Below are 23,406 nucleotides of genomic sequence, written 5' to 3'. Positions count from 1 at the left end.
CTTAGCCTACCCGATGTTGAGCTGTCGCAACGACCAAGGTGCCGAGGATTTTCTCGGCAAGATCAGGTTGGTCGAACAGGCGGCGCGAAAGATTGACCGCCACCAAGCGGTGGCTACTTGCACGACAATACACAGAATTGGTCGGGGTGAGAGGATTCGAACCTCCGACTCCTGCGTCCCGAACGCAGTACTCTACCAGGCTGAGCTACACCCCGATGACCGTTGCCGAGCCAGAACCGTCAATAACGTCTGGCCACCGCGAAAGTTGCCAATTGTAGCAAAGCATCCCGATATTGGCTATGGGGAAGCATCGCGAGCGCTTCGCTTGCCAGGGCGACTTCGCCACGCGCCACCTCCAAGGCGGCTTCGAGCGCCCCTGTTTCCCTGACTGCGCGGATCACTTCGGGAAAGGCCTCCCGGCCTCCCTGCTCGAGTGCGCTGCGCACCACGGCCGCCTGATCTGGCGTGCCGTGGTGCATCACGTGGATCAACGGCAAGGTGGGCTTGCCCTCGGCGAGATCGTCGCCCAGGTTTTTGCCGAGTTCCTCTTCCTGGCCAGAATAATCGAGCACGTCATCGACGATCTGGAAGGCGGTGCCCAGATGCATGCCATAGGCGGCCAGCCCTTCCTCGAGCGCGGCGGTTGCCCCGCCGAGGATCGCGCCCAGGCGCGCCGAAGCCTCGAACAGCTTGGCGGTCTTGTAGCGCACCACTTGCAGGTAATCGGTGACCGAAAGGTCGGCATTGTGGCAATTCATCAATTGCAACACCTCGCCCTCGGCGATGATGTTGGTCGCGTCGGCCAGCACCTGCATCACACGCATTTGGCCTACACCGACCATCATCTGGAACGCGCGCGAATAGAGGAAATCGCCGACCAGCACGCTCGCGGCATTGCCGAAATGGGCGTTGGCGGTCTCTTTGCCGCGCCGCAGCGTCGACTCATCGACGACGTCGTCGTGCAGCAATGTCGCGGTGTGGATGAATTCGACCACCGCGGCCAGATCGTGATGATGCGTGCCACGATAACCGACGGCGCCCGCGACGAGCAGCAACAGCGCCGGACGCAGGCGCTTGCCGCCGCCGGCAATGATGTACTCGGCGATCTGGCGCACCAGCGGCACTTCGGAATGAAGGCGCCTGCGGATCACCGCATCTACCGCCTGCATGTCGCTGGCGATCAGGGAAAGGAGGGGTGTGGGTTCCAAGATGTCATCCTTTGATACGCAACACGCGCTGCGACCGCGGCGACCTGTGCGCGCAAAGACGATGCATTATAATCTTCGTCAGACTCTGCAGCTTCTTTCGCGGGTGTAGTTCAATGGTAGAACGGCAGCTTCCCAAGCTGCATACGAGGGTTCGATTCCCTTCACCCGCTCCATCCCCCCCATGCAATCCTTCGCGCAACGGCTGATCGCTTGGCAGCGCCGGCACGGCCGCAATGATCTGCCGTGGCAAAGGGACTGGCGGACGCTGCGCGACCCGTATCGCGTCTGGCTCGCGGAAATCATGCTGCAGCAGACACAGGTGACGACCGTGATCCCCTTTTACGTGCGTTTCGTCGCGCGCTTTCCCGATCTCGCCGCGCTGGCTGCGGCGAGCGTCGATGAAGTCATGGCGCTGTGGAGCGGCCTGGGGTATTACGCCCGGGCGCGCAATCTGCATCGCTGCGCCCGGCTCATCGTCGAGCATCATGGTGGCCACTTCCCCCGCGATCCGGCTGCCATCGCCGGGTTGCCGGGTATCGGCCGTTCGACCGCGAACGCGATCGCTGCGGTCTGTTTCGGCGCACGCGTGGCCATTCTCGATGGCAATGTGAAACGCGTGCTCTGCCGCCATCTCGGCATCGAGGGCCATCCCGGCTTGCCGGCGATCGAAGCGCGGCTCTGGCACGAGGCTGCCGAGAAGCTACCCGATCGGCAAGTGCCGGCTTATCTTCAGGCGCTGATGGATTTGGGAGCCCTGGTATGCACGCGCAGCCGGCCGCGCTGCTCGGCCTGTCCGGTTTCAGGCGATTGCAGCGCCTGGCATAGCGGTCGCACCGACGAGCTACCGACGCCAAGGCCCAGGCGGAACTTGCCGGAGCGCGAAATCACGGCGCTGGTCTTGAAGCAGGCGAAGCGTATCGCGTTTGAGCGACGCCCTCCCGCGGGTATCTGGGGCGGTCTATGGTCACTACCGGAGCTGCCGGAAGGACTCGAGCCGATCGGCTATGCGCGCGATGCCCTGGGTCTGCGTCTGACTGCCGTCTCGCCAGCGCCGATTCTGACGCATGGCTTGACGCATTTCCGCCTGCGCATCCGGCCATTGATCTGCACGGTCGATGAAATGAGCGGCATGGCCGAACCCAACCTGCACTGGCTCGATCAGGCCGAACTGGATCGGGCGGCGCTGCCGGCGCCGATTCGCAAGATCCTCAACGCGATTCCTTGATCAGCCGGCCATTGGTCGGCTGCACCGGCCGGGCGTTCATCGGGTACAGGCGCGAGAAGATCACGATCTGATCCGCAGAAGCCCGAATCGGCTCCTTGAACACCATCCACAGCACGTTTTCCGTGCACGGCGGCGTCGTCAGCGAGCCCATATAAGTGTAGTAATCGCGCCGCTCGGGCAAGAGCTTTTGCAAGTCGATCGCGACATTGGGCGGCTCGACGCTCATTCCGGTATCGAGCGGCAGGTAATTCCAGAGGGTCTGGATCACCGGATGCTCAGAGCCGCGCTCGATCAGCACCGCGATCACCGCCAGGTTGTTCACATAATCGCGATGCACGAAGTGCGCGGACATCTCGTAGCCCTTGCCATTGACGCGCTCTTCGGAGGGACGGTGGAAGTGGATCTGCTCCAGCTGCCAGCTGCGGCCCAGCACGGTGATGGTGTTGCCTTCGGCGACATCGACCTGCACGGTATGGCCATTGTCGGTGATGCGGATGCCGGTGGGGCGATAGTCGAACTTGATCGGCTCGAGATCGACGCGGATGCCGCCACGGATGTCGATCGGCGATTGCCGCTTGCCGCTGCCACAGAGCGCGTTGCCGGGCAGTTTCGCCCAATTCTCCGGCGCGCCGAGGCCGCTGTAACCCCAATGCACATGGCTGAAATCGGGCTCGGCAGGGCGTTCGTGCGCAGCCACTTTCGGCTTGGCCGGCACGAGCTTGCGCGGCCCGGAGGTCGCCAGCATCATCTCGCGCTGCTGGCGGGTGAGCTCCTGCGCAGCTGCAAGCTCGGGTAGCTTGAGCACCGGTCGCGGCGCCGCGGCCGCAGGCGACTGCCGTGGTGCAGGCGGCGGCGCGGGTTTCTCGGCAGCGGCGGCTTTCGCGGGTGGCGCCGGCGGCGGGGCGTTCTTGAACGGGTCTTCCGCTTTCGACTTGTCGATCGGAATTTCGAACAGGCGCGGCTTGGCTGCCGGTCTTTCAGCGGCATGGACTGCCGCATCGGCCGCAAAGCCGCTGGAAAGCCATCCGCTCAAAAGGGCCGCAGTGATCACGGCCCAGCAAAGATTTCTCGCTGACATCCCGTTCCCTTCCCGATTTGCCTTGGAATATTACGGCTTTTTCTTCATCGACTTTATAGTCGCGACGCCAGCCGCGGTTGCGTTCATCGCCGGATTCCAGTAGTTTCGCAGCTTCACCCTTGGAGTAGATTGCATGAACGCAAACGACAAATTCGTCGCTGCCGAAGCCCATGTGGACGGCGCGGCGATCCAGCCCCTCCCCAACTCGAGAAAAGTCTATGTCACCGGCTCGCGGCCCGACATCCGCGTGCCGATGCGAGAAATCACCCAGTCCGATACCCCGACCAGCATGGGCGGCGAGAAGAATCCGCCGCTCTACGTCTATGACTGTTCCGGCCCTTACACCGACCCGACGGTGAAGATCGACCTGCGCCAGGGGCTGCCGCCGCTGCGCGAGCGCTGGATCGAAGAGCGGGGCGACACCGAAAGGCTGCCGGCGCAGACCTCGGAATACGGGCGCGCGCGGCTGGCCGACCCAGCCTTGGCCAGCTTGCGCATGGCGCATCAGCGCCTGCCGCGCCGCGCCAAGCCCGGCAGAAACGTGACGCAAATGCACTACGCGCGCCAGGGGATCATCACGCCCGAGATGGAGTTCGTCGCGATCCGCGAGAACCAGCGGCTCGAAGGTCTCTCCGAGCTTTTGCGGACCCAGCATCCCGGACAGAGCTTCGGCGCCAGCATCCCCAAGGTCATCACGCCCGAATTCGTCCGCGACGAAGTAGCGCGCGGCCGGGCGATCATTCCCGCGAACATCAACCATCCCGAATCCGAGCCGATGATCATCGGCCGCAATTTCCTCACCAAGATCAACTGCAACATCGGCAATAGCCCCATCGTTTCTTCGATCCAGGAAGAAGTCGACAAGATGACCTGGGCGATCCGCTGGGGTGGCGACACGGTGATGGATCTGTCCACCGGCAAGAACATCCACGAGACGCGCGAATGGATCGTGAGGAATTCGCCGGTGCCGATCGGCACCGTGCCGATCTATCAGGCACTCGAAAAGGTCGACGGCAAGGCCGAGGAACTCACCTGGGAACTGTTCCGCGACACGCTGATCGAGCAGGCCGAGCAGGGCGTCGACTACTTCACCATCCATGCCGGTGTCTTGCTGCGCTATATCCCGCTGACGGCGCAGCGGCTCACTGGCATCGTTTCGCGCGGCGGCTCGATCCTCGCCAAGTGGTGTCTCGCTCATCACCAGGAGAACTTCCTCTATACGCATTTCGAGGATATCTGCGAGATCATGAAGGCCTATGACATCGCCTTCAGCTTGGGCGATGGCCTGCGCCCCGGCTCGATCTACGACGCCAACGACGAGGCGCAGCTCGCGGAGCTCAAGACCCTCGGTGAGCTGACCGACATCGCCTGGAAGCACGATGTGCAGGTGATGATCGAAGGCCCGGGCCATGTGCCGCTGCACATGATCAAGGAGAACATGGAGCTGCAGCTGCAATGGTGCAAGGAGGCGCCTTTCTATACCCTCGGGCCGCTCACCACCGACATCGCGCCCGGTTACGACCACATCACCAGCGCGATCGGCGCGGCGCTGATCGGCTGGTATGGCACGGCGATGCTCTGCTATGTGACGCCGAAGGAACACTTGGGCCTGCCGGACAAGAACGACGTCAAGGATGGCATCATCGCCTACAAGATCGCCGCGCACGCGGCCGATCTCGCCAAGGGCCATCCGGGCGCCCAGGCGCGCGACAATGCGCTCTCGAAGGCGCGCTTCGAGTTCCGCTGGGAAGACCAGTTCAACCTCGGCCTGGACCCGGACAAGGCGCGTGAATTCCACGACGAGACACTGCCGCAGCAGGGCGCGAAACTCGCCCACTTCTGCTCGATGTGCGGTCCGCACTTCTGCTCGATGAAGATCACCCAGGACGTGCGAGAATATGCCGAGCAGGGCATGAAGGAGAAGGCCATCGAGTTCGTCGCACGGGGAGGTGAGGTCTATCGCAACGCCTGAGGGCGGACCTGCTCCGCCAGGAACATCGCGAGCCCCAGCCCCGATCGCTAGCCTCATCACCCGCTGGGAGCAGTCGCGCCGCTGGCGCACCGCCTATCTGCGCTTATGGACGAGCCGCCTGCTGTTGTGGGGCGGTGCCGTCTGCGTCGGCCTGCTGGCCGTGCTGTTCGCCGAAATGGCCGAAGGTGCCGTGCGCGGCTTTCACACCCTGTACGACAGATTCTGGTGGTGGCCGCTTTTCATCGGCCCGACCGGCGGCGCCCTCGTCGTCTGGATGACGCGCCGCTGGTTCCGTGGCGCGGAGGGCAGCGGCATTCCGCAAGCGATCGTCGAGATCCATCACAGCAAGCTACCGGCAGGCCATGAACCGCTGCTATCGCTAAAAATCGCTTTCGGCAAGATCGTGCTCGGCGCAGCGGCGCTGTTCGCCGGTTTTTCCGCGGGCCGGGAAGGACCCACGGTGCAGGTCGGCGCGGCCGTGATGAACAGCCTCGACGGACTATTGCACCGTAGCCTCAACATCCAGCGCCGTCATTTGATCGCCGCCGGCGGGGCAGCCGGCATCGCCGCAGCCTTCAATGCACCGATCGCCGGCATCATGTTCGCGATCGAGGAGCTCAATCATGGTCTCGAACAGCGCATGAGCGGCTTGTTGATCGTCGCGATCGTGATCGCCGGCGTCGTCTCGCAGGCATTTTTCGGTGCTGGCGCTTATTTCGGCTGGGTCAGCTACACGGGCCTCAAGAGCAACCTGCAGATGGTCTGGGTGGTCGCGATCGCCCTCGTCTGCGGACTGGCCGGCGGCATGTTCGCCCGTCTGATGCTGGCCGTCAGCGCCCGCGAGGGGTCTTTTTTCAACCGCTACCGCAGCCTCCATCCAATCCGGTATGCCGCGGTCTGCGGCCTCTTGATCGCGCTGATCGGCTATCTTTCCGACTTCAGCAGCATCGGCACCGGCTATACCGAGACGCGCAACCTGCTGGAACGCAATGCGCAGCTGCCCTGGCATTTCGGCATCGACAAGTTTTTCGCGACGCTGATCTCCTACGCCAGCGGCATTCCGGGCGGTATCTTTGCGCCCTCCCTGGCCATCGGCGCCGGCATCGGCAACAACATCGCCGGCCTGCTCGCCGACCAACTGCACAGCGGCACGGTGCTGGTGCTGTGCGCCGCCGGCTTCCTCGCCGCCGTTACCCAAGCGCCGATCACCGCCTTCGTGATCGTCATGGAGATGGTCAGCGGCTACGGCATCGTCATCGACCTGATGCTCGCCTCGCTGCTCGCCTCGGCCGTCTCGCGCGCCCTCTGTCCGCCGCTCTATCAGACCCTGGCGCAGCGCATGATGGGCACCGCGCCCCGCCACGCGCCGCCAAGCTGATCAGCGACGCGCGGCAGCGAGCATCTTGGCGTGCTTGGCAAAGCTTGCGAAACAGCCAATCGAGATATGCACCAGTCCCGGCAGGCCGTCGAGAAAGCCTAGCCGCAGAACATAAAATTTGATGAAACGGATGAGCGGCGAGCCGACCAGGCGAAGCAGCGAGCTCTTCTTTCCCGCCGCAAGCTGGGCCTGCGCGGCGAGGCTCGAATAGCGGTTCTGTTTTTCCAGATAGCGCTCCAGCGATTCGGCCGAATCGTGCATCAGATCGCCGGCAAGCACGCCGACCGGGCCGTCCGCCACCACGCGTTCATGCACCGCATCACTCGACCAGTGGGCATGGCGCCGATCGAAGAGCCGCAAGCTCAAGTCGGGATAACCTTCGCCGTGACGCAGATAGCGGCCCATGAAGCGATTGCAGCGGGCGAAACGGTAAGCGGGAAAACTCGGCGCACCCAGCGCGGCACAGATGCTGTCCTTGAGGATGCCGCTGACCCACTCGTCGGCATCGACGCACAGCACCCAGTCGTGGGCCGCCTGCTCGACGGCGAATTGCTTTTGCGCTCCAAAACCGCGCCAATGCGTTTCGATCACGCGGGCACCGCGGCGCCGGGCAAGTTCGATCGTGCCGTCCGTGCTGCCGGAATCGACGACGAGGATTTCATCGCAAAAGGCGAGCGAATCGAGGCACTTCGCCAGTTGCGAAGCGGCATCGCGGGTAATCACCACAGCGGAAATAGGGGTCATGGCGACATTCTATAGAATGCGCACATGCCCAAACCCTTCGAGCCGGCAGCCTTGCGCCGGGCGCTCGTCATCAAGCTGCGCCGAGAATTCTCTAAAACGTCATGCATCGATGGGGCGCTTGCATGAAGCTCGCGATCGTGCGGCAGAAATACACCCCCTTCGGCGGCGCCGAGCGTTTCGTCGCGAGCGCGCTCGACGCGCTGCGCGCGCAAGGCGTGGCGGTCGAGGTCATCGCGCGCGAATGGCGAGGCGACACCGCGGGCGTTCTCTGTGATCCCTTCTATCTCGGCCGCACCTGGCGCGATTGGAGTTTCGCGCGCTGCGTGCAAAAGATCATCAGCGCCGGAAAATACGACCTGGTGCAATCACATGAACGCATCCCCGGCTGCCACATCTACCGCGCCGGTGACGGCGTGCATGCCACCTGGCTCGAGCTATCCGGAAAACCCTGGCGGCTTGCGCCCTGGCATCGCTATACGCTGGCTGCCGAGGCGGCGCTGTTGCGCCATCCCGACTTGCGCGCCGTGATCTGCAACTCGCGCATGGTGAAAGACGACATCGCGCAGCGCTTTCCAGAAGCGGCAGACAAACTCCATGTCATCTACAACGGCGTCGACACCCGGCATTTCCATCCGGGGCTACGCAAGGAACATCGCACCGCCGTGCGCGCGAAAGTCGGCGCTGGAAAGACGGCAGCCGTGATCCTCTTCGTCGGCTCGGGCTATGAACGAAAAGGGGTGGCGACCCTGATCGAGGCGCTCGCGCAGATGGATACCCGCAGCGCCGAAGCCTGGATCGTCGGCCGCGACAAGCATGAAGCGCGCTACCAACGACTGGCCATGCGCTGCGGCGTCGCCGACAGGGTGCGTTTCCTGGGTGCGCAAAGCGATGTGCGCCCGTTTTACGGCGCGGCCGATCTTTTCTGCCTACCGACGATTTACGACCCGCTGCCGAACGCCGCGCTGGAAGCTCTGGCCTGCGGGCTGCCGGTGGTCACGACGGAAAATTGCGGCGCGGCCGAGTTGCTTACCTCCGGCATTAATGGTGCACTCGTGCCTGCTTCGTCACCAGGGAATGTTTGGGCACCCGTACTAGAACACATGCTCGCGCGCGCCGCCGAGCCAAATACCCCGACGTCGGCACGCGAGGCCGTAGCTGCCAATGACTTCGCTGCCATGACGGAGAGGCTCATTGCCTTATACGCTTCGCTGGGCATCACCAAGGCCCTCGTATAATCAACGTTCAACCCAGATTGTCCATTGGAACACGAGCGGGTTTCGAAGGCGAGGGCGAGCAGGTTTGCGTCCCCGCGATGAGCCAATAACAGTGTCTGGCGATACGCGGGGGCGCGAAGATGCCGCCCGCAGACCGAAAGCCGCCGTGTAGGGCGATGAAATGACCGTATCGAATGCTCATGGCGCATCAGCCCGCTCTCAATGGATAATCTGGGTTCAAAACTGCCATACCTGACCGATGGATCACTTTCCTGCCGCATCGGTGCCCCACGTGCAGCCAATTCCATTGTCCGAGCTGCGTCGGGTGCTGGTGATCAAATTGCGCCATCATGGTGATGTGCTGCTTGCCAGCCCCATATTCAGCACACTGAAGGAGATTGCTCCGCATTGTGAGGTAGATGCGCTTGTCTATGCCGACACCCTGCCCATGCTGGCTGGCCACAGCGATATCTCCCATATTCACACCATCGATCGGCAATGGAAAAAGCTCGGTTTGCTGGGCCAGACCAAGGCCGAATTGGGCCTGTTGCGTCGGTTGCGTCAACGCGGCTACGATCTGGTCATCCATCTCACCGATCATTGGCGCGGTGCCTGGCTGGTGCGCATCCTGCGTCCACGACTGAGCGTCGCCCTCCTGCCAACCTTGCATCCACCACCGGCTTATTGGCGGCGATCCTTCACCCATCTTGCCCCACTCCCTCCGTTGGGCAATCGCCACACGGTCGAATGCCATCTCGACGCCCTGCGAGCCGTGGGCTGGAAACCACCGAAAGAATTACGCCGGTTGATTTTTCAACCCAGTGAGCAAGCACGCAAGCGCGTGATGGCCCTGCTGACTACGCAGGGTGTCGCAAAGGAACGTCTGATCCATATCCATCCAGCTTCCCGTTGGATGTTCAAAAACTGGAGCGCCGCAGGTTTCGCCGAATTGATTTCTTCCCTGACCAAAGAGGGCTTTCAGCCCGTCGTGACGAGCGCTCCCAGCGAACGCGAAAAGACATTCGTCGCTGACATCCTCTCCCAATGTCGCCAGCTCCCCGTGGATCTATCCGGCCAGCTCACGCTCGAAGAATTGGGCGCCCTGATTGAGGTAGCCCGCCTGTCCGTCTGTGTCGATTCAGCGCCAATGCATTTGGCCGCCGCCGTGGGAACGCCAGTCGTAGCCCTGTTCGGCCCCTCGAACGAAAATGAATGGGGACCTTGGCAAGTCCCGCATCGGGTATTGACCGCATCCTTTTCCTGTCGCCCCTGCCGACTCGATGGCTGTGGCGGTGGCAAAGTGTCCGAATGTCTCGAAGCCATTTCTGCAGCAGAGGTCCTTGCCGCTGTCCATGACTTGCTCGAAAAAACGGCATGAAGTATTTCGATCACTCCCTCTCCGGCACATCGAGCCTTGGCCTGTATCTGCGCCTGCTCGGCTATGTCAGACCCTACTGGCGAATGCTCGTCGCCGCGGTGATCGGCATGGCGCTGACAGCTGCTACGGAACCACTTTTCCCGGCCTTGATGAAGCCACTGCTCGATGGCAATCTGGGTGCGAACGATCCACAGGCCTGGTGGAAATATCCCTTGGCGATCATCGGGGTCGTCGCACTGCGCGGATTGTTCGGTTTCTTGGGTGGCTATTGCATGCACTGGCTCAGCCATCGGATCACGGCCGATTTGCGCAGCGCGATGTTCGCCCGCATCGTACGCCTGCCGACGACTTTCTTCGATGCCAATCCCGCTTCGCGCATCGTTGCGCGTGTCACCAACGATGTCAATGGCCTGAGTGCAGCCGCCACTACCGTTCTAACCACTTTGGTGCGTGACTCGCTGACGATCGTTGCTTTACTCGCCTGGATGATCTACCTGAACTGGAATCTGACGCTGGTCAGTTTGTTGATCATCCCGTTGGTGCTGGTATCGATGCGCTACTTTTCGCAGCGTATGCGTCGCTTGTCTCGTTCCTTGCTCGCCTCGTATGGAGACATGGCCCAAGGGCTGCAAGAGGCAACAGAAGGACATAGGGTCATCAAAATTCATTCTGCTCAAGAGATCGAGAACAAACGTTTCCGGCGCGACACCGAGTATTTCCGTGGTCTCAACATGCGCATTTCTGTAGCTGGAGAGCTACTGATGCCACTGATCCAGCTGATTGCGGCGTTGGCATTGGCAATCGTCGTCGGGATTGCCGTCCATCAAGCACACCGGGATTTGACCAGTGTCGGCGCCTTCGTCTCGTTCATCACTGCGATGTTGATGCTGCTTGCCCCGGCAAAACGTCTGGCGGGTCTCAGTATGCCTCTCCAACGGGGTCTGGCAGCAGCAGAGAGTGTTTTTTCCTTGCTCGACGAACCTGCCGAGCGCGACCAAGGCAGACTCGACCCACCGCTTGGATCCGGTTCCCTTGAAGTTCGCCAGGTGAGCTTCAGCTATCCGCATACCAGCCGACCCGCCCTCAACGAGATCAGTTTTTCCGTCCGTCCAGGCGAAATGATTGCCATCGTGGGCCTTTCGGGTAGTGGCAAGACAACCTTATTCAATCTTCTGGTGCGTTTTTACGACGATTACTCCGGCCAGATTTTGATCGACGGCATAGATAGCCGTGAGATGACGCTCGCTGCATTGCGCCGACGCTTCGCTCTGGTTTCTCAGGACATCTTTCTTTTCAACGATACGGTGGCGGCAAATATCGCTTACGGCAACCCCAACGCCACTATGGAAGAAATTCGCATGGCCGCCAATGCCGCTCATGCAACCAGTTTCATCGAAGCCTTGCCCAATGGCTTCGATACCCAGATCGGCGATAAAGGCGTCCGCCTCTCCGGCGGTCAGCGGCAGCGGGTGGCAATCGCCCGCGCCGTCCTGAAAAAAGCGCCCATTCTGCTTCTCGACGAAGCTACTTCGGCACTCGATTCAGAATCCGAGCGCTACGTGCAAGCCGCCATCGAAGCATTGATGGGACAATCGACCACACTGGTGATTGCACACCGCCTGTCCACTGTGCGTCGTGCCCAGCGCATCCTCGTCATAGCAAAGGGTCGCATCGTCGAAGCCGGCACCCATGATGAGCTCATCGCACTTGGCGGGGAGTATAAAAAACTCTATGACATACAGTTTCACAGCGAGGAAAAAGCCGGGGCCGAGGCATGAGCGTGTCGCTGCACTCTTCTTTTCCCAAAATCCTGATGGCCTCCCACCATGCGAGTCGGCGCGGCTCTGCCATCAGTCTCGTCGAACTGGGCAGACGCCTGCCCGAATTCGGCTACGAACCCTTCTTCGTTTTCAGCAAAGACGGCCCTTTGCTCGACGATTTGCGTTCTCAGGATATGCCCAGCGAGGTAGTGAAGCGTAGGGGTTGGTTACGCTGGCCCCTGATCCGCGACACGATTGCCTTGATCCGTCGTAACCGTATCGACCTTGCCCATGTCAACTCGGCAGTGCCGTTTGCAAAATATGTCGCGCTAGCAGCCAAGTGGTGTGGCATTCCCGTCGTTTGGCACATTCGTGAGCCTATCGAAGACAAGCGCATGAAACGGCAGCGCCCTTGGATCCTGCGCCTGGCTGACAAAATCGTCGTACTCACCAGGGAGCAAGCGGACTATTTCGCTTGCCCAGACAAGATCGTCCGCATTTTCAATGGAGTGGAACTTGCAAACTTCCGGCGGCAGATGCCGATCGAGGACGCCAAGCGAGCCTTGGGGCTGGCGCCGGATAATTTCTTGTTTGTGCAAATTGGCAGTATCGAAACAAACAAGGGGCAGGCACGTACCATCAAAGCGTTCGCCGCTCTTCTTGCACAGGCAGCCCACGCGCGACTCCTCATCGTTGGTGCCCCGGTCGAAAGTGATGCGCTTGACGAGCTGCAGCTTCTTATTGCTGCCGACTCAGCGTTACGCTCCACTGTGAGGCTCCATGGCGCCACCGAGGACGTCGCGTCTGTGCTGTGGGCGGCGGATTGTCTCGTGCTGCCCTCTTTGCGGGAATCGTTTCCACGCACCGTGATGGAAGCGATGGCATCCGGCGTTCCCGTAATCGCCACCCGCGTGGGCGCCCTAGCGGACATGATCGATGATGGCAGCACCGGCTGGCTCGTCCCTCCCGACGACCACGCCGCTCTCGTCCGCGCCATGGACAAGGCGATGCGCCTCGATGCCAGCGAGCGCATCGAATACGCTCGACGCTGTGTAGCGGTAGCGGAAGAGCGCTTCTCGATGGCGGCACATGTCACCGCGGTGACGAAGCTCTATGGTCGGTTACTCGGCCAAGGAGGAATGACCCCGAATGAGCAAAGAAATCGTCTATGACAAGTATCGCCAACGCGGCGATTACCACTGGCGCCAGATGTCGCGTAACCCATTACACATGAGCGCCTATGTGCGCTCACGCTATCGCCACTGCATCGACCTTTTCGAAACGCATGCCGGGAGCCTAGCCGGAAAAAGAATCATCGATTTCGGTTGTGGCGACGGAGCATTTGCTTACTGGCTCACCCAATATGGAGCGCAGGTCGTGGGTATCGATCCCACCCACGAAGCCATCGTGCTGGGCCGAAAACGCCATCTCACACAGGGCAGTCAGGCCATTCTCCTTACCGCGAGCGGCTACGCCACGCCTTTTGCCGATGCCAGTTTCGATGGCCTCATCTCTTCGGACGTCATCGAGCACGTTCAGCATCCCGATCGTTTTCTGGCCGAAATCCATCGATTGCTCAAACCTGGTGGCTGGGCGGTCATCTCGACCCCCATTCGCCTGAGCGAAAAACCAATGGATCGCCTGCATGTCGTCGAATGGTTTCCGAACGAATTCCAGGCACTGATCCGCAGCGTGTTCGCCAATGCCGATTTTCATCGATCCCATCCCGTTTTCTGGGGGGAGCTATCACGCCGCTCCAAACTCTTGCGCATCGCGACGAATCTGCTCTCTCTCTTCGCCGATCCGTTTGCCGGCACCCGCAAATGGGGCCTTTTCGAACTTCAGTACGCAGTTTGCCAAAAAGCAGCTTGAGCATGGCGCGCATCCTCTTCGTCGTTCTCGACAGCACCAAACCCAGCACTCGCCTGCGCATGCTACCGCTTGCTGCGGCACTACGCCGGGCCGGTCACGCAACCACACTCAGCAAAGTGCCCACTACCGTGACTGGTCGCCTGGCCTTGTTGGCAGTAGCACGCCGCCATGATTGCATCGTGCTCCAGAAGAAACTTTTTCCGGTCAGTTATTCCCGCCTCCTCAAGATGGCCAACCCACGCATCGTTTTCGATGTCGACGATGCCGTCATGTTTCATGAGCTCGAGCGCAGCGAAACCGTCCGCGGCAAATTCTTCGTCCGCTTCATGGCCATTGCCGCGGCAAGCCAACAGGTCGTCGCCGGAAATCGCTTTCTCGCCGAATTCGCCTCGGCAGCACGACCCGCAGACGACAAAGGCGTAGCTGTCATGCCGACACCGGTCGACACCAGTCGGATGCCTGCGAAATCTTGCCATACATCTTCCCACCGCATCACCATTGGCTGGATTGGGACCAAAGGAAATCTGCAGCAGCTCGTTCCGCTCCGTGGCATACTGAGCCAGCTGGCGCAGGAGTTCCCGCAAATGCAGTTGCGCATCGTCGCCGATGCCAGTATCGAGATTCCGGGCGTGCCCCTCGATTTCAAGCCGTGGAGCGCCGAAGAAGAAATCACTGATTTGCATGGTTTCGATATCGGCATCATGCCACTCGCCGATACGCTTTGGTCGCGAGGGAAAGGCGGCTACAAACTACTGCAGTACATGGCCGCCGGTTTGCCGGCGGTCGCATCGCCGGTTGGCATCAACAATGACATCCTGCGCCATGGTGAAAATGGGCTGCTGGCTGCCACTGCCGCAGAATGGTATACCTGCCTGCGCGATCTCCTGGCCGATGCAGGATTGCGTGAACGTCTTGGCCGAGCGGCACGAAAAACGGCGGAAAGCGATTACTCGCTTGATGAATATCTGCGCCGCTACGCTGCCTTGATCGAAGATAGCCTGCAATGAAGCGGCCGTTGCGCATCTTGCATACCGAATCCTCCATGAACCTGGGTGGACAGGAATTGCGGATTCTGCTCGAAATGGAACGCATGGAACCGCTCGGCTGCGAATCTTGGCTCGCAGCCAGGCATGATTCTGCCATTCTCGCTGAGGCCCAACGCCGCGGCCTGCGCGCTTTTTCTCTACCGCTGCATAATCGTTTCGACCCAGTCAGCATGGCCATACTATGGCGGTTCATGCAACGCGAACGGATCGACGTAGTCAATGCACACGGCTCACGCGACGCTTGGAACGCCTTTCTGGTCGCGCGCTGTCTGGGCATCGCCACGCTGCGTTCGCGCCATGTCGCAAACCCCATCCGTCGCCATCGCATCGGTCAATTGGTTTATGGCGCGTTGTGCGACATGATCGTGACGACCAGCGAATCGATTCGCGCCGGCTTGATCGAGGCCGGCATCGATGCTGCGAAGATCGTATCGGTTCCCACCGGAATCGACGTCACCGAGTTTTCTTCGGCCAAACGCACCGGTATGGTGCGCCGCGAACTTGGCATCCCGGAGAATGTTCCTCTCATTGGTATGATCTCGATCCTGCGCGGCGACAAGGGGCCCGACACCTTTCTCGATGCCTGCGAGCGCCTGTTGAGTCAGCGTGCCGATGTCTGGTGCGTATTGGCCGGCGATGGTCCGCTGCGACCTCGATTGGAAGCGCAACATGCCATGCTTTCCCATCGCGACAGGATCGTATTCGCTGGCTTTCGCCGCGACATACCCCAGCTGCTCGCCGAACTGGATGCGTTGGTGCTCGCCTCGAAATCGAGCGAGGGCGTGCCACAAGTGATTCTCCAAGCGCATGCCGCGCGCGTGCCCGTCGTCGCCACGCGTGTCGGCGGGATCAGCGAGGTTGCCCAGGAGGGGGTGACTGCTTTCATGGCGCAACCGAACGATCCCAATAGCCTCTGCCACGCCATGCACGGAGCGCTCAAAGATGCTTCCTTGGCCAGCGCTCAAATAGCCCGTGGTTATGCATTGGTGTCCCAATCGTACTCCCTAGAGGTAATGCTCAGGCGCATGGCGGACATCTATGGGGGTTTGGCAAATGGCAAGATTTCAAGCTAGATCATGGGGCAGGATGTTCTTTTCCTTCCGATCTCTGGGCCTCAAGGTGCTTCCAGCCGCTATCGGCTACTCCAATTCTTGCCGGCGCTCGAAGCACTCGGTATCTCCTATGCCGTGCATCTACCGCCTAAGCTGCCTCGTTCCGGCCTCGGCCGGTTATTCGCATCGCTCGACGAGAAATCGTCGCTAGAAAAAATGGCTCAGGATTCCCGTGCCGTGTTCATTCAAAAACGCTTGTTGCCAGTATCGTGGATCGACAGGCTTGCCTACGCTAGGCCATTGTTGTTCGATTTCGACGATGCAATTTTCACTTCGCCAGCGAACGATCGCTCACGCTTCACGCGACAGCGAGTAGAACATCGTCTCAACCATGTTTTGTCTTGCGCGCAAACAGTCATCGCCGGTAATCGTTATCTGCAGCATTATGCCGCCCAATATGCCAAAAACGTAGTACATCTTCCCACCGTGTTGGACAGCCATCGTTATCCGGCCAAAATTCATCAAGAAACAAAGCCGATCGTCGTCGGTTGGATTGGCCACTCGGTCAACCATCCTTATCTCTCCGACTTGGGGAGTGTGTTGAAAAGACTGGCTTCCATGTTCGACGTCCGGCTGCTGGTCGTCTCGGATCGAGACTTGGAAATGCCCGGCGTGCCGGTCGAAAACCGCCGCTGGACGGAGGCTACAGAAATCGCTGATATCTTGCGCATGGACATCGGGCTGATGCCAATGCCCGATGATCCCTGGACGCGCGGCAAATGCGGCTTCAAGGCCATACAGTACATGGCTGCCGGTGTCCCCGTGATCTGCTCTGCGGTAGGCGCCAACCTTGACATCGTCCGCGATGGCATCGATGGTTTTTGCGTTTCCACCGCTGAGCAATGGCTTGAATGCCTCGTCGCTCTGTGCGGCAATGTCGATAAACGCCAGCACATGGGTCAGTCTGCCCGATTGCGCGTGCAAGAGTCTTACAGCCTCGAGTCCGCGATCCCCATTTGGCATAATATTTTGTTTGACGCATTGGACGCGAATTATCGCCCAGCTCACTGATACTGGCTTTTTGAGCGTTACCTTTTCTCAATGTTGATTTTGAGTCATCCCAAGTTTTGGTGGCGAGCATGGAAGGTTGGCGCCCGCATTTCATCCTCGGCCATCATCCGCGGCAGTGAGAATGTCGCCATTGGTTCAAGCTGCAGAATTGGTCGCCTGGTCGAGATGAATTGCCGACAGGGGAGTATTTGGCTTGGCGATCAAGTAACGGTAGGACCTTATACCATCATAGAGTCGCGCGGTGGCAAAGTGCAAATAGGCAATCGCACTGGAATCGGTCCTTTTTGCATTCTCTACGGTCACGGCAATCTTGAAATCGGCACAGACTGCATGATCGCTTCCCATGTCGTATGCATCCCGGAGAATCATCGCTTCAACCGAGCCGATCTGCCGATGCGCGAACAGGGGGGCGAGAGACGAGGCATCCGTATCGGCAACGATGTATGGCTCGCTACCCAAGTGGTTGTCCTTGATGGCGTCAGCATCGGCGATGGCGCCGTGATCGGTGCCGGCGCCGTCGTCACTCGTGACATTCCAGCCTATGCCATTGCCTATGGCGTTCCCGCAAAAATCGCTGGCTTTCGCAACAGAAGTGGGTTATGAGCTTCGATTCCTGGTCGGAACTATATCTTCATCGCCAAAGGGTAAGACAGAAATACCCAAGCATCTGGGATATCCCTTTGGTCAAAAAAGAGACTGATCGCTTATTCGAGATCGTTTCAGATGATATGCGCGTACTCGAAGTCGGCGCTGGAGATCGGCGCTTCGGCAGACGCCTGCAAGCCTTGTATCAAAATATCGAATATCGTTCCTTGGATATCGACCGCGCCACGCAGCAGGATTATTACCGGATCGAAGACATCGACTGCTCGTTCGACTGCATCTATGCCTTCGAGCTCATCGAACATTTGACCCCCGCGGAAGGACTGAATCTACTGAACAAGCTGCACGGTCTGTTACGTCCCCATGGCCGTTTGCTCATCGGCACCCCGAATCTCTACCATCCACATCGATACTGGGGTGATATCACCCATAAAACACCCTATAAATACGAAGAACTCGGCGGTCTGATGATGATGGCTGGATTCGCCCTACCTAGCATTTTCCGGATCTATAACGATGCCTTGCTGCGCCGCTGGTTTCGCCTGCATATTGGCATTTTGTTGCATCGTTATTTGGATATCGATTTCGCCGGCACAGTCTTGCTTGAGGCAACCCCTGCGAAATGAGTATCCCGATGACGCATAATCTTGCCCAGGAAGCAGGAGGCTCTTTGCGCGTTCTCCATACCGAATGGTCGATGGGATGGGGGGGGCAGGAAATTCGCATCATCGCCGAGATGAAAGCATTCCGCGAACTCGGCGTGCCGATGGAGATCGCTTGTCGCGAGGGGTCACGTATCGGGCAAGAGGCCAGCAAAGCTGGCATCGGCGTCCATTACCTACCTTTCGCCACTCGGGTCGATCCAGTGACGATTCTCGGTTTGCGCCGGATCGTTCGCAATGGAGGATTTTCTCTGATCCATACCCATAGCTCTATCGACAGCTGGTGCGGCGGTCTCACCGGTCGCTTTTTCGGCATACCCGTAGTGCGCAGCAGGCATCTTTCTTCGCTGGTCCATCCTGGTTTCAATGCCCGACTCGTCTATGACTGGCTCCCGGATGCGGTGATTTCCAGCGGTCGGCACATACGCGATCATCTGGTCGAGGTTTGCGGCTGTCACGGCACGAAACATTTTTCCATTCCGGCAGGAGCAGACCCACAGCGCTTTTCCCCGGATGCGGATGGCATGTCCGTCCGCAATGAATTCGGCTTGGGCGATGCGACGGTGGTTGGCATCGTTGCCGTGCTGCGTAGCTGGAAAGGGCATCGCGTGCTCTTCGAAGCATGCGCTCGCAGCCTCGCTGCCATCCCCGATTTGCGTTTGCTGGTCGTCGGCGATGGCCCTTTGCGTGAGCATTTGCCCCAATGGGCTGCCGAGCTGGGACTTGCCGAACGTGTGCGCTTTGCCGGCCACCGGGAAGACATACCAAACTGCATGAAAGCAATGGATGTCTGCGTGCTGCCGTCGCTGAAAAACGAGGCTACCTCCCAGGTCATGCCCCAGGCAATGTTGGTAGGCACGCCAGTGGTCTGCTCTGCGGCGGGCGGGCTGACCGAAGTGGTGCAAGACGGTATAACCGGCAGGGTCGTACCCCCAGGTGACGTCGATGCTTTGGCACGAGCGTTGCAGGACTGTTTTGCAAAACCGGAACAGACTGCCGAAATGGCACGGCATGCCAGAGAATATGCGCTCGCACATCTGACCTTCGCGCAACAAATCCAGAAGACTTTGGACGTTTATCGATTCGTTGCCGCCAAACGGCTTTCATGAAGCTTTCTTTGCAACCTCAATGGCTGGATGGCATGCTCGGCAAAGGGGCGGGCGGGCTGGTGATTGCCCTTTGCCTACTCGCTCCCAATGTCGAACGTCAGCCGGCCACAGGCCTAGCAGCCTTGCTCGCAATTCTGGTTTTGCTACGTCTGCTGATCACCGGTCGCAAGATACTGAACGAACTGGACTCGATCGATTGGGCAATGGCCGGCTTACTTGTCTCGGCAGCGCTAAGTACTTTTTTCGGCTGGCCCTCGCCTTCCGGTCGCATGCAAGGCGTTGCCGAAGCTGCTGCACTATTCACGCTCTTTTATGGTATCCGCCATGGAGGCTATGACCAGGTTTGGCTGCGGCGATTCGCGCAGGCAGCTGTCATCGGGGCAATGATCGCCGCCATGCTTGGCTTGGTAGCGCACCTTGTGGATCATCGCCCCTTCACGCTGCCCGGCATCCCGGGAACAATCCGCGCTGCGGTCTATCTGGGAATTTCTTTGTTATTGGCAATAGGCTTCGCGCAGGAGCAAACCGGTTACGCGCGTTTCGTCTGGGCGACCGCGGCCTTGTTTTTGTTTATGATGGTTTTGTTTCTTCATAGCCGAGCGGTCGTGATCGGCATCATTTTTTGTCTCTGGATCGGATTCTCCATCCGTTTCCGCACTCGAGCTTTAGGGCTGATGATGGCGATCTTCCTGATGATCCTCATCATGCCCACAATGATGCCAAAGGAGATTCGGGCAACTTTTGAGGCGAAAGCGACCGAACTTGCCGAACTGATACTCGAAGGAAAGATTTCGGCCAACGATCGACTGCGCGTCGCTGGCTGGCAGATTGCCGTGGCTTGGATCAAGCATGGTGACAATGCGCTGCTGGGGATCGGGCCAAGGAATTACCACATGCTTTCGACAAAGCGAGGCTCTTTGGCCCTTCCCGGGCAAGTCGATGAGCAGGCATGGAATTTGTCTCATGCCCACAACATGTTCCTGACTCGTTACGTCGAACAGGGTATTCTCGGTTTAATCGTCTTACTGTTCTTTCTGCTGTCGCTCGCAAAACGCATGGCAAGGGACGCCTTCGCCGGGAAAATCGACTGGAAGTGGTGGGGCGCTTTTGGCGGGCTCGTCTTGCCCGTTTTGAACGGGCTCGTCGGCTCTCCTTGGAATCATGAATATGTTTGGCTCGCAGTGCTTCTCTTCGCGATATATCTCGCCTTGAGGGATCGAGCCAGAGTTCAACCGTCTTGAGTGTAAAACACCCGCCATGCGCCTCCTCCTCGTCAAGACCTCGTCGCTCGGCGACGTGATCCACAACTTGCCGGTCGTCAGCGACATTCGGCGCGCGCTGCCGCAGGCCGAGATCGATTGGGTGGTGGAAGAGAGTTTCGTCGAGATTCCCCGCCTGCATGCGGCGGTGAGCGGCGTGATTCCGGTGGCGGTGCGGCGCTGGCGACAAGCGCCGCTTTCTTCCCAGACTTGGCGCGAGATCATGGCTTACCGGCGTGCGGTGCGCCGTCCGGAAGCCGCCGAGTTGGCCGCCTACGATGCGGTGATCGACACGCAAGGGCTGATCAAGAGCGCTTGGCTGACCTCTCTTGTCCGCGGCAAGAAATATGGCTTTGCCGCGCCGCGCGAAGGCCTGGCGGCACTCGCTTACGATGTCGCGGTCGAGGTACCGCGCGATCTGCATGCGGTGATGCGCAACCGGCTGTTGGCCGCCGGCGCGTTGGGCTACCGTCTGGATGATCTGCCGCTCGACTATGGGATCGCCGCACCGTCGTGGAAAGCTGCCTGGCTGCCGCGCGGCGACTATGCGGCGCTGCTCACCGCCACCAGTCGCGCCGCCAAGGAATGGCCGGAAGACGATTGGCGTGCGCTGGGGATGGCGCTTGCCAGTATCGGCCTGCGTTCTGTATTGCCGGCCGGCAGCAGTGCGGAACGCGAGCGGGCGGCGCGGCTGGCCAACGGCATCGGGCGGGCGATCGCCGCGCCGGCGATGAATTTGACCGAATTGGCCGGGCTGTTGGCGGGAGCGAAGCTGGTCGTCGGCGTCGATACGGGACTTGTGCATCTTGCGGCCGCGCTTGGCCGTCCGACCGTGGCGATCCATTGCGCTTCCGACCCGAAGCTCACCGGCGTGCTCGGCACGGCGCCGCACCGCAATCTGGGCGGGCCGGGGCAGGCTCCCAGCGCCGCGGCGGTAGTGAAAGCCGCGTTGGAGCTGGCTGTCTGATGATGGCTCGTAGCCTTTATACCCTCGCCCTCCATCTGCTGCTGCCTTGGGCAATGCTGCATCTTCTCTGGCGCGCACGGCGGCAGCCTGAATACCTGCGCCATTGGGGCGAACGCTTCGGCGTCTTTCGGGCCGTCCCGCACGCAGAAACTTTGTGGATTCATGCCGTCTCGGTGGGCGAAACGCGCGCCGCGCAGCCGCTCGTCAAAGCGCTGCGCGCACGCTATCCAGGGCATCGCATCCTGCTCACTCATACGACGCCGACCGGACGAGCGACCTCGCAAGCGCTGTTTGGCAGTGAGGTCGAGCGCGTCTATCTGCCCTACGATCTGCCTTGGGCGCTGCGCCGTTTTCTGCGCCACTTTCGGCCAGCGCTCGGCATCGTGCTGGAGACCGAGCTGTGGCCGAATCTGATCGCCGTTTGCAACGAGATGAACGTCCCGCTATTGCTCGTCAATGCGCGGCTGTCCGAAAAATCAGCGCGGCGCTATGCACGTTTTCCCCGCCTCACATACCAGACGCTCGCAGGGCTGGCCGCAATAGCCGCACAGGGAGAAGACGACGCCCGGCGACTGCGCGAACTGGGCGCGCCGGCCGTCGAGGTATTCGGCAATCTCAAGTTCGATGTCACCCCTCCCAGCGATCTGCCCGATTTCCGGGCGCTGATCGGCAGCCGACCGGTGTTCCTGTGCGCGAGCACTCGGGAAGGCGAGGAAGCCATGATCGTCGCGGAATGGTCGAAAGTCGGCGCTGGGCGGACGGCTCTCCTCGTCATCGTGCCGCGTCATCCGCAGCGCTTCGATGAGGTGGCGCGATCGATCGCGCAGCAGGGGCTCAAGCTGCAGCGCCGCTCGAGCCACCTGCCGGTCGCGGCCGAGACCCAGGTTTGGCTCGGCGATAGCCTGGGTGAGTTGTTCGCCTATTACGCGGCAGCCGATGTCGCCTTCGTCGGCGGCAGCCTGCTCGATTATGGCTGCCAGAACCTGATCGAGCCGTGTAGCCTGGGGGTGCCGGTGTTGATCGGCCCTTCGACGTTCAATTTCGCCGAAGCCGCGGAAAATGCCCTCGCTGCGGGTGCGGCGCGGCAGGTTGCCGATGCCCAGGCCCTCGTCGCAGCGGCATGCGGGTTGCTCGCCGATGATGACCTGCGCAAGCGGATGGGTGAGGCCGGCAAAGCCTTTACCGCGCAACATCGCGGCGCGACGGCGAAAACCCTCGAATTGATCGCCCGCTACAGCCCCGTGCCTTCGTAGATCTCGGCCAGCGGCAAGCGAAATTCGAGGCTGACGAGATCGAGCTCGTCGTCATTGTCGAGCACGATCTGCTCCCAGCCGACGTCGCCTACGCGGCGAAAAACCTCGACATGGCGGCGATCCTGCTCGACGAGCACATACTCCTTGAGGCTGGCCAGCTTGCGATAAGCGCTCATCTTCTCGCGCCGGTCGATGCCGGCGGTCGATTCGGACAGCACTTCGACGATCACGGTCGGCTGATCGACCACCATGTCGTTGGCAGTGAGTTTCTCCAGCTTCGGGTCGCAGCTCACCATCACGTCCGGATAGTAGTAGGCGTTCTCGCGCGCGACATGGAGCTTGACGCCTTCGATCATCACGCGACAGGGAGAGGCTTTGAGATGGCTGCGCAAGGATGCGGCGATATTGAGTGCGATCACATTGTGGCGAATGCTCGCGCCGGTCATCGCAAATATCTGGCCATTGACGTATTCGTGCCGCACGGGGCTTTGCGCCTCGAAGCGCAGATATTCTTCGGGGCTGATGACTTCGAGTTTGCGGCTCAGCATCGTCACA

General features: G+C 60.3%; 21 protein-coding genes and 2 tRNA genes. 18 read left to right on the top strand and 5 right to left on the bottom strand.

Going from position 1 to position 23,406, the window contains the following annotated elements; all coding sequences use genetic code 11:
• Positions 1-138 precede the first annotated feature (138 nt).
• A tRNA-Pro gene (locus tag EL335_RS01520) sits at positions 139-215 on the bottom strand.
• 24 nt (positions 216-239) lie between these two features.
• Positions 240-1,208 carry an octaprenyl diphosphate synthase gene (gene ispB / locus EL335_RS01515; RefSeq protein WP_284155403.1) on the bottom strand — a complete coding sequence of 323 codons (969 nt, stop codon included), beginning with the start codon at positions 1,206-1,208 and terminating at the stop codon, positions 240-242.
• A 99-nt stretch (positions 1,209-1,307) separates the two neighbouring features.
• On the opposite strand from ispB, the gene EL335_RS01510 reads away from it, so the two are divergent.
• Both EL335_RS01510 and mutY read left to right on the top strand, forming a co-directional pair.
• Positions 1,308-1,381 (top strand) — tRNA-Gly (locus EL335_RS01510).
• Between the two features lie 8 nt (positions 1,382-1,389).
• On the top strand, positions 1,390-2,433 hold the full coding sequence (gene mutY, locus EL335_RS01505; protein ID WP_126443916.1) for an A/G-specific adenine glycosylase: 1,044 nt from the start codon (positions 1,390-1,392) through the stop codon (positions 2,431-2,433).
• Here the strand turns inward: mutY and EL335_RS01500 are convergent.
• Positions 2,417-3,511 (bottom strand): carbonic anhydrase, encoded by a 1,095-nt coding sequence (locus EL335_RS01500; protein WP_126443915.1) that lies wholly within the window; start codon positions 3,509-3,511, stop codon positions 2,417-2,419. The genes mutY and EL335_RS01500 overlap by 17 nt on opposite strands.
• 133 nt (positions 3,512-3,644) lie before the next feature.
• Between EL335_RS01500 and thiC the strand changes: the two genes are divergently transcribed.
• Positions 3,645-5,483, top strand: coding sequence for a phosphomethylpyrimidine synthase ThiC (gene thiC, locus EL335_RS01495; RefSeq protein ID WP_126443914.1), 1,839 nt, complete (start codon positions 3,645-3,647; stop codon positions 5,481-5,483).
• A complete protein-coding gene (locus EL335_RS01490) occupies positions 5,461-6,861 on the top strand; it encodes a chloride channel protein (RefSeq protein ID WP_126443913.1) in 1,401 nt (466 codons plus the stop codon). Before thiC ends, EL335_RS01490 begins: the two co-directional genes overlap by 23 nt.
• On the opposite strand, the gene EL335_RS01485 is transcribed toward EL335_RS01490, so the two are convergent.
• Positions 6,862-7,605 (bottom strand): glycosyltransferase family 2 protein, encoded by a 744-nt coding sequence (locus EL335_RS01485; RefSeq protein WP_126443912.1) that lies wholly within the window; start codon positions 7,603-7,605, stop codon positions 6,862-6,864.
• Between the two features lie 122 nt (positions 7,606-7,727).
• On the opposite strand from EL335_RS01485, the gene EL335_RS01480 reads away from it, so the two are divergent.
• The 14 genes from EL335_RS01480 to waaA all read left to right on the top strand — a co-directional run bounded on the left by EL335_RS01480 (position 7,728) and on the right by waaA (position 22,851).
• Positions 7,728-8,840: a glycosyltransferase family 4 protein gene (locus EL335_RS01480; protein WP_126443911.1), complete on the top strand. Its 1,113-nt coding sequence runs from the start codon at positions 7,728-7,730 to the stop codon at positions 8,838-8,840.
• A gap of 286 nt (positions 8,841-9,126) precedes the next feature.
• On the top strand, positions 9,127-10,197 hold the full coding sequence (gene rfaQ, locus EL335_RS01475; protein ID WP_284155402.1) for a putative lipopolysaccharide heptosyltransferase III: 1,071 nt from the start codon (positions 9,127-9,129) through the stop codon (positions 10,195-10,197).
• A complete protein-coding gene (msbA, locus tag EL335_RS01470; protein WP_126443909.1) occupies positions 10,194-11,975 on the top strand; it encodes a lipid A export permease/ATP-binding protein MsbA in 1,782 nt (593 codons plus the stop codon). The genes rfaQ and msbA overlap by 4 nt, the downstream gene beginning before the upstream one ends.
• Positions 11,972-13,129, top strand: coding sequence for a glycosyltransferase family 4 protein (locus EL335_RS01465; RefSeq protein ID WP_126443908.1), 1,158 nt, complete (start codon positions 11,972-11,974; stop codon positions 13,127-13,129). Before msbA ends, EL335_RS01465 begins: the two co-directional genes overlap by 4 nt.
• Positions 13,107-13,829 carry a class I SAM-dependent methyltransferase gene (locus tag EL335_RS01460; protein WP_126443907.1) on the top strand — a complete coding sequence of 241 codons (723 nt, stop codon included), beginning with the start codon at positions 13,107-13,109 and terminating at the stop codon, positions 13,827-13,829. Before EL335_RS01465 ends, EL335_RS01460 begins: the two co-directional genes overlap by 23 nt.
• A gap of 2 nt (positions 13,830-13,831) precedes the next feature.
• Entirely contained in the window at positions 13,832-14,836 is a 1,005-nt protein-coding gene (locus EL335_RS01455) for a glycosyltransferase family 4 protein (protein ID WP_172599994.1), read from the top strand.
• The gene (locus tag EL335_RS01450) at positions 14,833-15,948 is read left to right on the top strand and encodes a glycosyltransferase (RefSeq protein ID WP_126443905.1); all 1,116 of its coding nucleotides are present in this window, start codon (positions 14,833-14,835) and stop codon (positions 15,946-15,948) included. Before EL335_RS01455 ends, EL335_RS01450 begins: the two co-directional genes overlap by 4 nt.
• A 78-nt stretch (positions 15,949-16,026) precedes the next feature.
• Positions 16,027-16,998 (top strand): glycosyltransferase family 4 protein, encoded by a 972-nt coding sequence (locus tag EL335_RS01445; protein WP_172599992.1) that lies wholly within the window; start codon positions 16,027-16,029, stop codon positions 16,996-16,998.
• 30 nt (positions 16,999-17,028) lie between these two features.
• Positions 17,029-17,601 (top strand): acyltransferase, encoded by a 573-nt coding sequence (locus tag EL335_RS14265; RefSeq protein WP_172599991.1) that lies wholly within the window; start codon positions 17,029-17,031, stop codon positions 17,599-17,601.
• Entirely contained in the window at positions 17,598-18,227 is a 630-nt protein-coding gene (locus tag EL335_RS01435; RefSeq protein WP_126443903.1) for a methyltransferase domain-containing protein, read from the top strand. Before EL335_RS14265 ends, EL335_RS01435 begins: the two co-directional genes overlap by 4 nt.
• Before the next feature lie 8 nt (positions 18,228-18,235).
• Complete coding sequence (locus EL335_RS01430; protein WP_172599990.1) at positions 18,236-19,372, top strand: glycosyltransferase family 4 protein; 1,137 nt, start codon at positions 18,236-18,238, stop codon at positions 19,370-19,372.
• Positions 19,369-20,613, top strand: a complete 1,245-nt coding sequence (locus EL335_RS01425) for an O-antigen ligase family protein (RefSeq protein ID WP_126443901.1) — start codon at positions 19,369-19,371, stop codon at positions 20,611-20,613. The genes EL335_RS01430 and EL335_RS01425 overlap by 4 nt, the downstream gene beginning before the upstream one ends.
• Positions 20,614-20,629: 16 nt before the next feature.
• The gene (waaC, locus tag EL335_RS01420) at positions 20,630-21,598 is read left to right on the top strand and encodes a lipopolysaccharide heptosyltransferase I (protein ID WP_126443900.1); all 969 of its coding nucleotides are present in this window, start codon (positions 20,630-20,632) and stop codon (positions 21,596-21,598) included.
• Entirely contained in the window at positions 21,598-22,851 is a 1,254-nt protein-coding gene (gene waaA / locus EL335_RS01415) for a lipid IV(A) 3-deoxy-D-manno-octulosonic acid transferase (RefSeq protein WP_126443899.1), read from the top strand. The genes waaC and waaA overlap by 1 nt, the downstream gene beginning before the upstream one ends.
• Here waaA and EL335_RS01410 read toward each other — a convergent pair.
• Complete coding sequence (locus EL335_RS01410; RefSeq protein WP_126443898.1) at positions 22,830-23,399, bottom strand: Uma2 family endonuclease; 570 nt, start codon at positions 23,397-23,399, stop codon at positions 22,830-22,832. The two genes, waaA and EL335_RS01410, sit on opposite strands and share 22 nt — an antisense overlap.
• Between the last annotated feature and the right edge of the window lie 7 nt (positions 23,400-23,406).

Source organism: Sulfuricystis multivorans (assembly GCF_003966565.1).
In the GTDB taxonomy this organism is placed as follows: domain Bacteria; phylum Pseudomonadota; class Gammaproteobacteria; order Burkholderiales; family Rhodocyclaceae; genus Sulfuricystis; species Sulfuricystis multivorans.
Note: the sequence above shows the minus strand (reverse complement) of the source record. Positions and strands in the feature narration are given on the sequence as shown.

Bases quoted from the DNA above. Each gene is read 5' to 3' on its own strand.
- EL335_RS01485 (WP_126443912.1), bottom strand. From the start codon at position 7,605: ATGACCCCTATTTCCGCTGTGGTGATTACCCGCGATGCCGCTTCGCAA.
- EL335_RS01425 (WP_126443901.1), top strand. From the start codon at position 19,369: ATGAAGCTTTCTTTGCAACCTCAATGGCTGGATGGCATGCTCGGCAAA.
- EL335_RS01465 (WP_126443908.1), top strand. From the start codon at position 11,972: ATGAGCGTGTCGCTGCACTCTTCTTTTCCCAAAATCCTGATGGCCTCC.
- thiC (WP_126443914.1), top strand. From the start codon at position 3,645: ATGAACGCAAACGACAAATTCGTCGCTGCCGAAGCCCATGTGGACGGC.
- EL335_RS14265 (WP_172599991.1), top strand. From the start codon at position 17,029: ATGTTGATTTTGAGTCATCCCAAGTTTTGGTGGCGAGCATGGAAGGTT.
- EL335_RS01410 (WP_126443898.1), bottom strand. From the start codon at position 23,399: ATGCTGAGCCGCAAACTCGAAGTCATCAGCCCCGAAGAATATCTGCGC.
- EL335_RS01460 (WP_126443907.1), top strand. From the start codon at position 13,107: ATGAGCAAAGAAATCGTCTATGACAAGTATCGCCAACGCGGCGATTAC.
- EL335_RS01450 (WP_126443905.1), top strand. From the start codon at position 14,833: ATGAAGCGGCCGTTGCGCATCTTGCATACCGAATCCTCCATGAACCTG.
- waaC (WP_126443900.1), top strand. From the start codon at position 20,630: ATGCGCCTCCTCCTCGTCAAGACCTCGTCGCTCGGCGACGTGATCCAC.
- EL335_RS01500 (WP_126443915.1), bottom strand. From the start codon at position 3,511: ATGTCAGCGAGAAATCTTTGCTGGGCCGTGATCACTGCGGCCCTTTTG.
- EL335_RS01430 (WP_172599990.1), top strand. From the start codon at position 18,236: ATGACGCATAATCTTGCCCAGGAAGCAGGAGGCTCTTTGCGCGTTCTC.
- mutY (WP_126443916.1), top strand. From the start codon at position 1,390: ATGCAATCCTTCGCGCAACGGCTGATCGCTTGGCAGCGCCGGCACGGC.
- msbA (WP_126443909.1), top strand. From the start codon at position 10,194: ATGAAGTATTTCGATCACTCCCTCTCCGGCACATCGAGCCTTGGCCTG.
- EL335_RS01435 (WP_126443903.1), top strand. From the start codon at position 17,598: ATGAGCTTCGATTCCTGGTCGGAACTATATCTTCATCGCCAAAGGGTA.
- EL335_RS01455 (WP_172599994.1), top strand. From the start codon at position 13,832: ATGGCGCGCATCCTCTTCGTCGTTCTCGACAGCACCAAACCCAGCACT.
- EL335_RS01480 (WP_126443911.1), top strand. From the start codon at position 7,728: ATGAAGCTCGCGATCGTGCGGCAGAAATACACCCCCTTCGGCGGCGCC.
- waaA (WP_126443899.1), top strand. From the start codon at position 21,598: ATGATGGCTCGTAGCCTTTATACCCTCGCCCTCCATCTGCTGCTGCCT.